The sequence below is a fragment of the Streptomyces sp. NBC_01707 genome, assembly GCF_041438805.1.
GTDB lineage: Bacteria > Actinomycetota > Actinomycetes > Streptomycetales > Streptomycetaceae > Streptomyces.
Window position 1 is genome coordinate 7,755,658 of sequence record NZ_CP109190.1, and the last position, 14,875, is coordinate 7,770,532.

The following is a 14,875-nucleotide window of genomic DNA, read 5'->3' on the forward strand; positions in this document are numbered from 1 at the left end:
TCGGAAGAAGACATCCGATGTCTCCCTTCATTATGGGGGTCGGAACCGGTGGATGAACCGGGTCTGCCGCAGCTGGTGACCGATCGCCCGGTCCCGGAGCGTCGACGGCGCCTCGCGTCGTACCACCGGGGGCGATCTCCTCCATGGACCGTGCTGGGGTCGGAGCACCGATCACTTCACGACCCCCACCGCCCCCGTGTCACATCGCGCGCGTACGGCGGCACGTGCACCGGCACTCCAGGCCGGCGGGCACGGGCGCACGTCGGTACGCGGACGGGGGCGGCTCCCCCCGTGGAAACCGCCCCCGTCCGCGTCGCCCGCCTCAGCCCTTGTCGGCCAGCAGACCCTCGACCCTGGTCCGGATCTCGTCCGTGGCCAGGCCGCGGATCGTCAGCGTCGTCCGGCGACGTAGCACGTCGTCGGCCGTCTCGGCCCATTCGTGGTCGCGCGCGTACGCGACCTGCGCCCAGATCTCCGGCGCCTCCGGGTGGATGCGCTCGGCCAGCGCCGGGTTGTCGTTCGCCAGCCGCGCGATGTCGAAGGACAGCGAGCCGTAGTGGGTGGCGAGGTGCCGCGCGGTGTCGGCGGCCATCCGCGGTCCGGGCGTTCCGCCGTCGACCAGCAGCCGGTGCGCGACCGCGTTCGGGTTGGCGATACCGGGCAGGGGGAGCTTCTTCGGCAGACGGGCCATCGGCTCCATGTCCTCGGCCAGTGGGTGCCCGGGGAGCGCGGCCAGCTTGTTCATCACCGTACGGCCGATGTGACGGAACGTCGTCCACTTGCCGCCCGCGACCGACAGCATCCCGCCGCGGCCCTCCGTCACGACCGTCTCGCGCTTGGCCTTGGAGGTGTCGCCGGGACCGCCCGGCAGCACCCGCAGGCCTGCGAAGGAGTACGTGATCAGATCGCGCGACAACTGCTGGTCCTTGATCGAGAACGCCGCCTCGTCCAGGATCTGCGCGGTGTCCTTCTCGTTGACCGCGACGTCCGCCGGATCGCCCTCGTACTCCTCGTCCGTCGTGCCCAGCAGCAGCATGTCCTCCCAGGGCAGGGCGAACGTGATGCGGTACTTGTCGATCGGGGTGGCGAGCGCCGCCTTCCAGGGGCGGGTGCGCTTCAGGACGAGGTGCGCGCCCTTGGACAGACGTATCGAAGGCGCCGCGTTCGGGTCCTCCATCTTCCGCAGGTGGTCGACCCACGGGCCGGTGGCGTTCAGCACGAGCCGGGCGGTGACGCCGAACTCCGTGCCGTCCGTACGGTCCTCCAGGTCGGCGCCCGTCACCCGCCCCTTGGTGAACCGCAGCCCGGTCACCGCGGCGTGGTTGAGGACGACCGCGCCCGCGTCGACGGCCGCACGGACCGTCATCAGTGCCATCCGGGCGTCGTTCATCTGGTCGTCGCCGTACACCGCGACGGCCTTCAGATTGTCCGTACGCAGCTCGGGCACATCGCGCTGCGCCTTCGCCGGGCTGATCACATGGCCGACGCCGTCGCCGAACGCGGACAGCGCCGAGTACGCGAACACGCCCGCGCCCAGCTTGGCCGCGCCGTGCGGCCCGCCCTTGTAGACGGGCAGGTAGAAGGTGAGCGGGTTGGCCAGGTGCGGGGCCACCTGGCGGGACACCGCACGTCGCTCGAAGTGGTTCTCCGCGACCAGCTTCACCGCGCCGGTCTGCAGGTAGCGCAGGCCGCCGTGGAGCAGCTTGGAGGAGGCGGAGGAGGTGGCGCCGGCGAAGTCGCCGGCGTCCACCAGAGCCACCCGCAGCCCGGACTGCGCGGCGTGCCAGGCGGTGGAGATGCCCAGGATGCCGCCACCGATCACCAGGAGGTCGTACGTCGCCTTGGAGAGCTGCTCCCGAGTCTCGGCACGGCTCGGAAGGGAGCCGGAGGCCGGGTGCGTCCCGAGGGCCGGGACGCTCTGCAGGGTGGTCATGTCGATTACTCCTCGTCTTCGATCCAGCCCATGGTCCGTTCCACGGCCTTGAGCCAGCTCTTGTACTCGCGGTCGCGGGTGTCCGCGTCCATGCGGGGGGTCCACTCGGCGGCCCGGCGCCAGTTGGCACGCAGCGCGTCGGTGTCCGGCCAGAAGCCGACGGCGAGACCGGCGGCGTAGGCGGCGCCGAGGCAGGTCGTCTCGGCGACCATGGGACGCACCACGGGTGCGTCCAGGAAGTCGGCGAGCGTCTGCATCAGCAAGTTGTTGGAGGTCATGCCGCCGTCGACCTTGAGGGCCGTCAACTCGACCCCCGAGTCCTTGGTCATGGCGTCGGTGATCTCGCGGGTCTGCCAGGCGGTGGCCTCCAGTACGGCACGGGCGATGTGCGCCTTGGTGACGTACCTGGTCAGGCCGGCGATGACGCCGCGGGCGTCGGAACGCCAGTACGGGGCGAACAGGCCGGAGAAGGCGGGCACGAAGTACGCACCGCCGTTGTCCTCGACCGACGAGGCGAGCGTCTCGATCTCGGCCGCGGAGTTGATCAGGCCCATCTGGTCGCGCATCCACTGCACCAGCGAGCCGGTGACGGCGATGGAGCCTTCCAGGGCGTAGACCGGCTTCTGGTCGCCGATCCGGTAACCGACGGTCGTCAGCAGCCCGTTGTACGAGTTGACGGGCGTCTCACCGGTGTTCATCAGCATGAAGGTGCCGGTGCCGTACGTGGACTTGGCCTCGCCCTCGGAGAAACAGGTCTGGCCGAAGAGGGCTGCCTGCTGGTCGCCGAGCGCGGACGCGACCGGGACGCCGGCCAGGACGCCCTCCTTCGCGGTGCCGTACACCTCGGCGGAGGAGCGGATCTCGGGCAGCACGGCCGCCGGGATGTCCATGGACGCGAGGATCTTTTCGTCCCACGCCATGGTGTGCAGGTTCATCAGGAGGGTGCGCGAGGCGTTGGTGACGTCGGTGACATGGACGCCGCCCTCGGTGCCACCGGTCAGGTTCCAGATGACCCAGGAGTCCATGGTGCCGAAGAGGATGTCCCCGCGCTCGGCGCGCTCGCGCAGGCCCTCGACGTTGTCGAGCAGCCAGCGCACCTTGGGGCCGGCGAAGTACGAGGCGAGCGGCAGCCCGGTCTCGCGGCGGAAGCGGTCCTGGCCGACGTTGCGGCCGAGTTCCTTGCAGAGCGCGTCCGTGCGGGTGTCCTGCCAGACGATGGCGTTGTGGACGGGCTCACCGGTGTTCTTGTCCCAGAGCAGCGTGGTCTCGCGCTGGTTGGTGATGCCGATCGCCTTGACGTCGGCGGCGGTGATGCCCGCCTTGACGACGGCGCCGGCGACGACTTCCTGGACGTTCTCCCAGATCTCGGCCGCGTCGTGCTCGACCCAGCCCGGCTTCGGGAAGATCTGCTCGTGCTCCTTCTGGTCGACGGAGACGATCCGGCCGTCCTTGTCGAAGACGATGCAGCGGCTCGACGTGGTGCCCTGGTCGATGGCAGCGATGAACGGTCCGGTGGTGTGTGCGTCGGTCACGGTGTGCTCCTGGAAGTCTGTGGGATCTGAGGGTTACGGCTCAGGGCTCTACGGTTCACGCGAAGGCGAGGTTGTAGAGACCGCCCGCGATCGCGCCGCCGATGAGGGGGCCGACGACCGGGATCCAGGCGTAGCCCCAGTCGGAGCCGCCCTTGTTCGGCAGCGGCAGCAGCGCGTGCACGATACGCGGACCGAGGTCGCGAACGGGGTTGATCGCGTAACCGGTCGGGCCGCCGAGCGAGAGGCCGATGCTGACGACGACCAGGGAGGTGATCAGTGCCCCGAGCGTGCCGAGCCCGTTGCCGTCGTTGTTCAGGCCCTGGGTGAGGATCGCCAGGACCAGCACGACGGTGGCGATGACCTCGGTGACCACGTTCTGCACGGCATTTCGGATCTCCGGGCCGGTCGAGAAGATGCCCAGCACCGGGCCGGCCTTCGGGGCGGCGGCCTGGTCGACCATGCCCTCTTCACTCGGTCGGCTGTACAGGGTCTCCGGGTCGGTCAGATGGGCCCGGAACTGTCCGTAGTACGTCAGCCAGACCAGCACCGCGCCGATCATCGCGCCGAGCAGTTGGGAGCCGATGTACAGCGGTACGTCGCTCCACGCGGTACCACCCTTGATCGCGAGGCCGATCGTGACCGCCGGGTTGAGGTGGGCCCCGGACACGCCGCCGGCCAGATACGCGGCCGTCAGTACTGCGAAACCCCACCCGAAGGCGATCGAGAGCCAGCCGGCGTTCTGTGCCTTGGAGTGCTTGAGAGTGACGGCGGCACAGACACCACCGCCGAGCAGGATGAGTACGGCGGTACCGATGGTCTCGCCGATGAAGATGTCGGAGCTGGACACCCGCGACTCCTTTGTCCTTCGTCCAGGGAAGCCGAACCCCGGGTCCCTCCGGTGGTCCGCGCCCTCAGGTGAGGGCTTGACCGGCCCTTGGCACTGTCACACCCTAGCGCGTATTGCCGTTAGGCGTTCGACAATGTCGACCGATGAACGGCAGTGTTTACCCCCGGTGAATGAAGCGTCAAGGGTTGTGGGACGGATAACACGATCGTTACCGATGATCCGTCAAATCGGTCAGAACCGCCCGGCGCCGAGATCCCGGGAAACCGCCCGCGCGCAGTCCCGTACGGCGGCCACCAGCTCGGGGCGCAGCTCGCCGCCGGAGCAGACCCGTTCCACCGCGCCGGTCACGGCCACCGCGCCCACCGGCATCCGGCGCCGGTCGTGGATCGGTGCGGCCACCGCGGCCACTCCTTCCCAGGTCTCCTCCACATCGGCCGCCCAGCCCCGCGCCCGGGTCAGGTCGAGCACCGTCTCGAACTCCTCCAGATCGGTGACGGTGCGCGGGGTGAAGGGCTGCCGCTCGCCCTCGACGGCCTCGGTGTGTGCCACCGGGTCGTACGCCGCCAGCACCTTGCCCAGTGCCGTGGAGTGCAGCGGCTGCATCGCCCCGACCTCCAGGACCTGCCGGCTGTCGTCGGGCCGGAAGACGTGGTGGACGATGAGCACGCCCTGCTGGTGCAGGACGCCCAGGTGGGCGCTCTCGCCGCTGGAGCGGGCCAGGTCGTCCGTCCAGACCAGGGCGCGCGCCCGCAGCTCGTGGACGTCCAGATAGCTGTTCCCCAGGCGCAGCAGCTCGGCACCCAGCTGGTAGCGGCCGGACGCCGTGTCCTGTTCGACGAAGCCCTCGTGCTGGAGCGTGCGCAGGATGCCGTGTGCGGTGCCCTTGGCCAGGCCCAGTGAGGAGGAGATGTCGGAGAGCCCCAGCCGACGTTCGCCACCTGCCAGCAGGCGCAGCATCGCCGCCGCCCGCTCGAGCGACTGGATGTTCTTGGCCATGACGCCGTACTCCTCCATTGTGGTTCGACAATGCTGAACACTATCGGTCGATGTCGACCCATGTCCGGTCGTGCGGAGAACCCGCTCGACTGCTCGGCTCCGGATGGCCCCCCGCACAGCATGCCGTCCGTCACGTGGGACACAGTGACGCTCCGAGGCGCTGCCCGGCTACCCTGGCGAGGTGCGGCCTCTTCCGGAAGCCGTGAAGCCGACAGCCGTCGCATCCCAGGGAGCACATCCATGGCCTCGTTGCCGACCCTTTCCGCCGACAGCCGGAACCGAGCCGAAGCCCTTCGCGAGGCGCTCGCCACCCGAGTGGTCGTGGCCGACGGTGCCATGGGCACCATGCTCCAGGCGCAGGATCCCACCCTTGAGGACTTCCAGAACCTCGAAGGGTGCAACGAGATCCTCAACGTGACCCGCCCCGACATCGTGCGCTCCGTGCACGAGGAGTACTTCGCGGTCGGCGTGGACTGTGTCGAGACGAACACCTTCGGCGCCAACGCCTCGGCCCTGGGCGAGTACGACATTCCCGAGCGCATCCACGAACTCTCCGAGTCCGGCGCGCGCATCGCCCGCGAGGTGGCCGACGAGTTCACGGCCTCCACCGGACAGCAGCGCTGGGTGCTCGGCTCCATCGGCCCCGGCACCAAGCTGCCGACGCTGGGCCACGCGCCGTACACCGTGCTCCGCGACGGTTTCCAGCAGAACGCCGAGGGCCTGATCGCCGGCGGCGCGGACGCGCTCATCATCGAGACGACACAGGACCTCCTGCAGACCAAGGCCGCGGTACTGGGTGCGCGACGGGCGCTCGAGGCGTTGGGCAGCGACCTTCCGCTGCTGTGCTCGCTGGCGTTCGAGACGACCGGCACGATGCTGCTCGGTTCGGAGATCGGTGCCGCGCTGACCGCACTCGAACCGCTCGGCGTCGACATGATCGGCCTGAACTGCTCGACCGGCCCGGCGGAGATGAGCGAGCATCTGCGCTACCTCACGCGCCACTCGCGTATCCCGTTGCTCTGTATGCCCAACGCCGGACTGCCGGTCCTCACCAAGGACGGCGCGCACTTCCCGCTCGGCCCCGAAGGACTGGCCGACGCGCAGGAGACGTTCGTCCAGGAGTACGGCCTCTCGCTGGTCGGCGGCTGCTGCGGTACGACTCCGGAGCACCTGCGGCAGGTCGTCGAGCGCGTGCGCGGCGCGTCCCTCGTCCCTCGCGACCCGCGGCCCGAGCCCGGCGCCGCCTCGCTGTACCAGACGGTCCCGTTCCGTCAGGACACCTCGTACCTCGCCATCGGTGAGCGTACGAACGCCAACGGATCCAAGAAGTTCCGCGAGGCCATGCTGGAGGCCCGCTGGGACGACTGCGTGGAGATGGCGCGCGACCAGATCCGGGAGGGCGCGCACATGCTCGACCTCTGTGTCGACTACGTCGGCCGCGACGGTGTCGCGGACATGGAGGAACTGGCCGGACGCTTCGCCACCGCCTCCACGCTCCCGATCGTGCTCGACTCCACCGAGCTGCCGGTCCTGCGGGCCGGACTGGAGAAGCTCGGCGGCCGGGCCGTTCTCAACTCCGTCAACTACGAGGACGGCGACGGGCCGGAGTCGCGCTTCGCCAAGGTCACCGCACTGGCGGTCGAACACGGCGCCGCGCTGATCGCCCTGACCATCGACGAGGAGGGCCAGGCCCGCACCGTCGAGCACAAGGTCGCCGTCGCCGAGCGGCTGATCGAGGACCTGACCGGCAACTGGGGCGTCCACGAGTCGGACATCCTCATCGACGCGCTGACCTTCACCATCTGCACCGGTCAGGAGGAGTCCCGCAAGGACGGCATCGCCACCATCGGCGCCATCCGCGAGCTCAAGCGGCGCCATCCCGACGTCCAGACCACACTCGGCCTGTCGAACATCTCCTTCGGTCTCAACCCGGCCGCTCGAGTCGTCCTGAACTCCGTCTTCCTCGACGAGTGCGTCAAGGCCGGTCTCGACTCCGCCATCGTGCACGCGTCGAAGATCCTGCCGATCGCGCGCCTGGAGGAGGAGCAGGTGAAGGTCGCGCTCGACCTCATCTACGACCGCCGCGCCGAAGGCTACGACCCGTTGCAGCGGCTCATGGAGCTCTTCGAGGGCGTCAACATGAAGTCGATGAAGGCCGGCAAGGCCGAGGAGCTCCTCGCGCTGCCGCTCGACGAGCGCCTCCAGCGCCGCATCATCGACGGTGAGAAGAACGGCCTGGAGACCGACCTCGACGAGGCACTGCAGACCCGTCCGGCTCTCGACATCGTCAACGACACCCTGCTCGAGGGCATGAAGGTCGTCGGCGAACTGTTCGGTTCCGGCCAGATGCAGCTGCCGTTCGTGCTGCAGTCCGCCGAGGTCATGAAGTCCGCCGTGGCCTACCTGGAACCGCACATGGAGAAGTCCGACGCGGAGGGCAAGGGCACGATCGTCCTGGCCACCGTCCGTGGCGACGTCCACGACATCGGTAAGAACCTCGTCGACATCATCCTGTCCAACAACGGCTTCAACGTCGTCAACATCGGCATCAAGCAGCCGGTCTCCGCGATCCTGGAGGCCGCGCAGGAGCACCGCGCCGACGTCATCGGCATGTCCGGCCTCCTGGTGAAGTCCACCGTGATCATGAAGGAGAACCTGGAGGAGCTGAACCAGCGCAAGCTGGCCGCCGAATATCCGGTGATCCTCGGCGGCGCGGCTCTCACCAGGGCCTATGTCGAGCAGGACCTCCATGAGATCTATGAGGGCGAGGTCCGCTACGCCCGCGACGCGTTCGAGGGCCTGCGCCTGATGGACGCCCTGATCGCGGTGAAGCGCGGCGTACCCGGCGCCACCCTCCCGGAGCTCAAGCAGCGCCGGGTGCCCAAGCGGGAGACCGCCGTGCTGGAGGTCGACGAGCCGCAGGACGGCGTCCGCTCCGACGTCGCCACCGACAACCCGGTGCCCGAGCCCCCGTTCTGGGGCACCCGCGTCGTCAAGGGCATCCAGCTCAAGGAGTACGCCTCCTGGCTCGACGAGGGTGCGCTGTTCAAGGGGCAGTGGGGTCTGAAGCAGGCCCGCGCCGGTGACGGACCGACGTACGAGGAGCTCGTGGAGACCGAGGGCCGCCCGCACCTGCGTGGCTGGCTCGACAAGCTGCACACGGAGAACCTGCTGGAAGCCGCCGTCGTCTACGGCTACTTCCCCTGCGTGTCCAAGGGCGACGACCTGATCCTGCTCCACGAGGACGGCTCCGAGCGCACCCGCTTCACCTTCCCGCGCCAGCGCCGTGGCCGCCGCCTCTGCCTGGCGGACTTCTTCCGTCCCGAGGAGTCCGGCGAGACGGATGTGATCGGCCTCCAGGTCGTCACGGTCGGCTCGAAGATCGGCGGGGAGACCGCCAAGCTCTTCGAGGCCAACTCCTACCGCGACTACCTGGAGCTGCACGGCCTCTCCGTCCAGCTGGCCGAGGCCCTCGCCGAGTACTGGCACGCCCGGGTCCGCTCCGAGCTCGGCTTCGCCGGCGAGGACCCGGCCGACGTCGAGGACATGTTCGCGCTGAAGTACCGCGGTGCGCGCTTCTCCCTCGGTTACGGGGCCTGCCCCGATCTCGAGGACCGGGCGAAGATCGCCGACCTGCTCCAGCCCGAGCGGATCGGGGTGCACCTCTCCGAGGAGTTCCAGCTGCACCCGGAGCAGTCCACCGACGCGATCGTCATCCATCACCCGGAAGCGAAGTACTTCAACGCGCGGTAGAAAATGATCGACGCGTTGTCGCGGGTCGAGTCGTAGACTGGTCGGTCCAGTGCAGGCCGGTCGCCTTTTCCTCCGGAAACGGTGACCGGCCTTCTCGTCCCTCGTGGAAGGTGTGCCGCATGACCAGTACGGTCTCCGCGTCCTTGACCCGTATGGCGGACGGTGCCGCCCTTCAGGCCGTCTTTCTCGACATGGACGGCACCCTGGTCGACACCGAGGGCTTCTGGTGGGACGCCGAAGTCGAAGTCTTCGCCGATCTCGGTCACCGGCTGGACGAGGCGTGGAAGAACGTGGTCGTCGGGGGCCCGATGACCCGCAGCGCCGGCTACCTCATCGATGTCACCGGCGCGGACATCACGCTTCCCGAGCTGACCGTGCTGCTCAACGACCGCTTCGAGGCGCGTATCGGCCGTGGTGTGCCGCTGATGCGGGGCGCCGCCCGGCTGCTCGCCGAGCTGGCGGCCCACGAGGTGCCGACCGCCCTGGTCTCCGCCTCGCACCGGCGCATCATCGACCGGGTACTGGACTCGGTCGGGCACCACCATTTCTCGCTCACCGTCGCGGGCGACGAGGTCTCCCGGACGAAGCCGCACCCGGAGCCGTACCTCACCGCCGCCTCGGGCTTCGGGGTGGCTCCGGAGCGCTGCGCGGTCATCGAGGACACCGCGACCGGTGTCGCCGCGGCGGAGGCGGCCGGCTGCCGGGTCGTCGCCGTGCCGTCCGTGGCGCCGATCGCACCCGCCTCCGGACGGGTCGTCGTGGGCTCCCTCGAAGAAGTCGATCTCGCATTTCTCAGGGGACTGGTCACCGGAGCGCGTTGATACGTATACCGAGAGTATTTCTGTGAATAAACAGCAAAACTCTCGCCGGTGCGATGTGCGCATTTCGTCGTACGTGCGTGTGCATAAGGCGGGGCCATGTCAAAGCCAAGAAATAGCTCGGGCGTGAGTTTTATCACGCCTCGGGCTTTTGGGTTCCTTCAAGATCGACCCAGCTGTCCGTTTTGATCCACCCTTATGTCCCGATTCGTGGAGCCCTGTGCAGAACGTTCCGCGCTCGGGAAATCGGCTCGCAGGCCATTCCCCTCATCATTCGATTACACAGCGCAGAGCACTCGTCCGGCATTAACGGCGGCGCCCACTAATGTCGTTTTCTCAATGGCCGGATGAGGGAGAACGTCCAAGATGAACCGTAAGACTCTGGTGCTGCCGGCCGTCGTCGGCCTGCTCGCGCCCGTACTCGCCGCCTGCGGCGGGACGGACAGCGGGAGCGATGGCAAGGCCGCCATCGTTGTCGGCACCACGGACCAGTTCGTCGCCACCGAGGACAACCCCGCGCCGCTCGACCCCGCCATAGGCTATGAAGCAGGCGTCTGGAACGTCCTGCGGCAGACCGTGCAGACCCTGACCCACGTGCCGCGCGGCGGCGGCCAGCCCGTCCCCGAGGCGGCCAGGAGTTGCACCTTCACCGACCGGGAGAACGAGAGCTACCGCTGCAGGCTGCGCACCGGCCTCACGTTCGCCGACGGCACGCCCGTCACCGCCGAGGACGTCAAGTACTCCATCAACCGCGTCATCGACATCAAGTCCGACAGCGGCCCCGTCGGTCTGCTCGCAAACATCGACACGATCGAGACGAGCGGTGACGACGAAGTCATCTTCCACCTGAAGACGCCGGACGCGACGTTCCCGTACAAGCTCGCCACCCCGGCCGCCGGCATCGTGCAGAAGAGCAAGTACCCGGCGAGGTCCCCGCGCAGCGGTTTCCAGGTCGACGGCTCAGGTCCGTACACGATGAAGCCCGAGGTCAGGAACGACCAGGTCGTCAAGGTCCTCTTCACCAGGAACCCGCACTACAAGGGCGACCTGAAGGTCCTCAACGACAAGGTCGAGCTGGACCTCTTCCCCGACGCCAAGGCGATGGGCGAGGCGCTCGACGCCAAGAAGATCGACATGATGACCCGCACCATGTCTCCCGGGCAGGCGCAGCAGATGCTGGAGCAGCCGAAGGACGGCATCAAGCTCACCGAGATGCCCGGCCTCGCCATCAGCTATCTCGCCTTCGACACCACCGACCCCGCGGTGAAGAGCAAGGCCGTCCGGCAGGCCATCGCCCAGGTCGTCGACCGGGGCCAGATCGCCGGGCAGGTCTACGGCGCCACCGCCGAGCCGCTCTACTCGCTCATCCCGTCCAGCATCACCGGACACGCCAACTCGTTCTACAACAAGTACGGCGAGCCCAGCACCACCAAGGCCGCCACCATCCTGCAGGACGCCGGCATCCAGACGCCGGTGAAATTCACCCTGCACTACACGACCGACCACTACGGGCCCGCCACCGCGACCGAGTTCAAGGCGCTGAAGAAGCAGCTCAACGCGACCGGGCTGTTCGATGTCAATGTCCAGGGCACCCCCTGGGCGAAGTACCGCCCCGCCCAGAAGCGTGGCGACTACGCCGTCTACGGCATGGGCTGGTTCCCCGACTTCCCGGACCCGGACAACTACACGGCGCCGTTCCTCGACAGGAACAACTTCCTCAACTCGCCGTACAAGTCCGCACTGGCCCAGACCACGCTGATCCCGCAGTCCCGCCGGGAGGACGACCGGGCCTCGGCCGCCAAGACCTTCCAGAAGCTCCAGGACATCGTCGCCACCGACGTTCCCGTACTTCCGATCTGGCAGGGCAAGCAGTACGTCGCCTCACGCGACGGCCTCACCGGCGTCGAGTGGTCGGTCAACTCCTCGGCCGACCTGCAGCTCTGGGAGCTCGGCCGCAGCGCCGTCTGAAACACGGTGCCACCCCGGCGTCCCGTCCCGGCCGCACCGGCCGGATCACTGGGCGCCGGGGCGCACCAGCCCGCTCTCGTACGCGTACACCGCGGCCTGCACCCGGTCGCGCAGCCCCAGCTTCGTCAGTACATGGCCCACATGCGTCTTGACCGTCGTCTCGCTGACGAACAGGTCGGCGGCGATCTCCGCATTCGACAGGCCGCGGGCCACCAGCTTCAACACCTCCACCTCACGCTCCGTCAGCGTGTGCAGTGTGTCCGGCACGGCGTCCTCGCCCGACGGCAGATGGTCCGCGTACTTGTCCAGCAGCCTGCGCGTGATGCTCGGCGCGAGCATCGCCTCGCCCGCCGCGACCACCCGGATCGCCTGCACCAGCTCGTTGGCCGGAGCATCCTTCAGCAGAAAGCCGCTGGCACCGGCGCGCAACGCCTCCACCACGTACTCGTCGAGATCGAACGTGGTCAGCACCAGCACCTTCGCCGGACCGTCCCGCCCCGGCCCGGTGATCTGGCGCGTGGCCTCGACGCCGTCCATCCGCGGCATGCGGATGTCCATCAGCACCACATCGGGCTGCAGCGCCCGCACCTGATCGAGGGCCTGGAGGCCGTCACCGGCCTCACCCACCACCGCAAGGTCTCCCTCGGCCTCCAGAATCATCCGGAAGCCGGTGCGCAGCAGCGGCTGGTCATCGACCAGTAGGACGCGGATTGCCACCAGATCTCCTCAAGGTCCTTCGACGGCCGCGGGCCGGCCGGTCCCGGCCCGGACCGGGCCCATTGTGCCCTGGACACCCTGCCCTGATTCCGCCGCCCGTACGGACAGCGGGTATACCGGGGGAGTCCCGCCGAATTCCGGACAGACCGCTTGGTGGTCGCACCAACCGCAGAGCTTCGTCGGCCGGGGCCGCCACTCGCCCGTCTCCGTGGCCAGCCGGATCGCTTCCCACAGGGCCTGCAGCTTGCGCTCCACCCGCTCCAGATCGGCCACGACCGGGTCGTACGTCATGACGTCGCCGCTGCCCAGATAGACCAGCTGCAGCCGCCGCGGCACCACACCCTTCAGCCGCCAGATCACCAGGGCGTAGAACTTCATCTGGAACAGGGCGCCCTCCGCGTACTCCGGCCGCGGCGCCTTCCCCGTCTTGTAGTCCACGATCCGGACCTCGCCCGTCGGCGCCACATCGATCCGGTCGATCACCCCGCGCAGCCGCAGCCCCGACTCCAGCTCCGTCTCGACGAACAGCTCCCGCTCGGCCGGCTCCAGTCGCGTCGGATCCTCCAGCGAGAACCACCGCTCCACCAGCCGCTCCGCCTCCGCCAGCCAGCGCGAGAGCCGCTCGCCTTCCGCATCGTCGGCGAACAGATCCGACAGCTCCGGCTTCGACTCCAGCAGCCGGTCCCACTGGCCGGGGATCAGCGCCGTGGCCCGGCCGGCCGTACGCTCCGCCGCCGGATTGTCGAACAGCCGCTCCAGCACCGCATGGACCAGCGTGCCCCGGGTAGCTGCCTCGCTGGGCTTCTCCGGCAGCCTGTCGATGACCCGGAACCGGTACAGCAGAGGACACTGCATGAAGTCACTCGCCCGCGACGGCGACAGGGACGAAGGGGGCTGCGGCGGCCGGGGCACGGAAGTCATGACGAAGACCCTACGACCCCCCACTGACACTCATCGGCATACCATCGACCACAGACCCTCGCACACTGCATGATCGTGCCGAACGGCACCGACCGAAGGGACCCCGTGGACGAGAGCGGCGACAGCGGCCGGCCGCAGCCCGGCGGAGGGGGAACCGACCCTGCCGCGCCCGAGAACGGCAAACCGCGACGCCCCCGAGAGCCGGGCGGCGGCCTCCTGATGGGCCGTCCCTTCGGTGTGCCGGTATACGTCGCACCCAGCTGGTTCCTCGTCGCGGCGCTCATCACCTGGGTCTTCGGCGGTCAGCTCGAGCGGGTGCTGCCCGAGCTCGGCACGGCCCGCTATCTGGTCTCCCTCTTCTTCGCGATCGCCTTCTACGCCTCCGTGCTCGTCCACGAACTCGCCCACACCGTGGTCGCACTCCGCTACAAACTCCCTGTGCGCCGCATCCAGCTGCAGTTCTTCGGCGGTGTCTCCGAGATCGAGAAGGAGTCGGAGACCCCCGGCCGCGAATTCCTCCTCGCCTTCGTCGGCCCGCTCCTCTCGCTGGTCCTCGCCGGCGTCTTCTACCTCGGCATGAAGTTCGTCGAACCCGGCACCGTCCCCGGGGTCCTGCTGGCCGGGCTGATGATCTCCAACCTCATCGTCGCCGCCTTCAACCTGCTGCCCGGGCTGCCGCTGGACGGAGGCCGCATGCTCCGGGCCGTCGTCTGGAAGATCACCGGACGCCCGATGAGCGGCACCGTCGCCGCGGCCTGGGTCGGCCGCGCCCTCGCCGTCAGCGTCCTCGTCGGACTCCCGCTCCTCACCCAGACCGGGGGGTTCGGGAACAACACCGACGACATCAGCGGCATGGACACCGTCACCGACGCCCTGCTCGCCGCGATCCTCTGCGCCATCATCTGGACAGGGGCCGGCAACAGCCTGCGGATGGCCCGCCTGCGCGAACACCTCCCCGAGCTGCGCGCCCGCACCCTGACCCGACGCGCCGTGCCCGTCGAGGCCGCCACACCGCTCTCCGAGGCGCTGCGCCGGGCCAACGAGGCGGGCGCCCGCGCGCTCGTCGTCGTCGACGGGCACGGCGACCCCAAGGCTGTCGTCCGCGAGGCCGCCATCGGCTCGGTCCCCGAACACCGTCGCCCCTGGGTCGCGGTGAGCACCCTCGCCCAGGACCTCACCGACGGCATGAAGATCTCCGTCGAGCTGTCCGGCGAGACGCTCCTGGACACCCTCAGGGCCAGCCCGGCCACCGAGTACCTCGTCCTGGAGGAGACCGGCGAGATCTACGGCGTCCTCTCCACGGCCGACGTCGAACGCGCCTTCGTCGCCGCCATGGCCCGCCCCGCGGCCTGAGCCGCTCCGGGCGGGCGGTCGGAGCCCCCGGAAACAC

The 14,875-nt window shown here is 68.9% G+C and carries 10 protein-coding genes; 4 read left to right on the forward strand and 6 right to left on the reverse strand.

The genetic code is table 11. The annotated features are described in order from the left end of the window. Positions 1 to 322 precede the first annotated feature (322 nt). The 4 genes from OG963_RS34745 to OG963_RS34760 form a co-directional block, all read right to left on the reverse strand. A complete protein-coding gene (locus OG963_RS34745) occupies positions 323 to 1,933 on the reverse strand; it encodes a glycerol-3-phosphate dehydrogenase/oxidase (protein WP_319326980.1) in 1,611 nt (536 codons plus the stop codon). Positions 1,934 to 1,938: 5 nt separating this feature from the next. Beyond that, positions 1,939 to 3,465 (reverse strand): glycerol kinase GlpK, encoded by a 1,527-nt coding sequence (glpK, locus tag OG963_RS34750; RefSeq protein ID WP_093775142.1) that lies wholly within the window; start codon positions 3,463 to 3,465, stop codon positions 1,939 to 1,941. Between the two features lie 55 nt (positions 3,466 to 3,520). Then, a complete protein-coding gene (locus tag OG963_RS34755; RefSeq protein ID WP_030918401.1) occupies positions 3,521 to 4,312 on the reverse strand; it encodes an MIP/aquaporin family protein in 792 nt (263 codons plus the stop codon). 231 nt (positions 4,313 to 4,543) lie between these two features. Continuing rightward, entirely contained in the window at positions 4,544 to 5,308 is a 765-nt protein-coding gene (locus OG963_RS34760) for an IclR family transcriptional regulator (protein ID WP_030918405.1), read from the reverse strand. Between the two features lie 240 nt (positions 5,309 to 5,548). On the opposite strand from OG963_RS34760, the gene metH reads away from it, so the two are divergent. The 3 genes from metH (at position 5,549) to OG963_RS34775 (ending at position 11,847) form a co-directional block, all read left to right on the forward strand. Beyond that, positions 5,549 to 9,061 (forward strand): methionine synthase, encoded by a 3,513-nt coding sequence (gene metH, locus OG963_RS34765; protein ID WP_093775144.1) that lies wholly within the window; start codon positions 5,549 to 5,551, stop codon positions 9,059 to 9,061. A gap of 119 nt (positions 9,062 to 9,180) precedes the next feature. After that, on the forward strand, positions 9,181 to 9,882 hold the full coding sequence (locus tag OG963_RS34770; protein ID WP_093775146.1) for an HAD family phosphatase: 702 nt from the start codon (positions 9,181 to 9,183) through the stop codon (positions 9,880 to 9,882). 363 nt (positions 9,883 to 10,245) lie between these two features. Beyond that, the gene (locus OG963_RS34775) at positions 10,246 to 11,847 is read left to right on the forward strand and encodes an ABC transporter substrate-binding protein (RefSeq protein WP_093775148.1); all 1,602 of its coding nucleotides are present in this window, start codon (positions 10,246 to 10,248) and stop codon (positions 11,845 to 11,847) included. Positions 11,848 to 11,892: 45 nt separating this feature from the next. Here OG963_RS34775 and OG963_RS34780 read toward each other — a convergent pair whose 3' ends face one another. Next, positions 11,893 to 12,564 (reverse strand): response regulator transcription factor, encoded by a 672-nt coding sequence (locus OG963_RS34780; RefSeq protein ID WP_030918413.1) that lies wholly within the window; start codon positions 12,562 to 12,564, stop codon positions 11,893 to 11,895. A 9-nt stretch (positions 12,565 to 12,573) separates the two neighbouring features. Beyond that, the gene (locus OG963_RS34785; protein WP_327425236.1) at positions 12,574 to 13,419 is read right to left on the reverse strand and encodes a PD-(D/E)XK nuclease family protein; all 846 of its coding nucleotides are present in this window, start codon (positions 13,417 to 13,419) and stop codon (positions 12,574 to 12,576) included. A gap of 171 nt (positions 13,420 to 13,590) precedes the next feature. Between OG963_RS34785 and OG963_RS34790 the strand changes: the two genes are divergently transcribed. Continuing rightward, positions 13,591 to 14,838: a site-2 protease family protein gene (locus tag OG963_RS34790; RefSeq protein ID WP_176902253.1), complete on the forward strand. Its 1,248-nt coding sequence runs from the start codon at positions 13,591 to 13,593 to the stop codon at positions 14,836 to 14,838. Positions 14,839 to 14,875 lie beyond the last annotated feature (37 nt).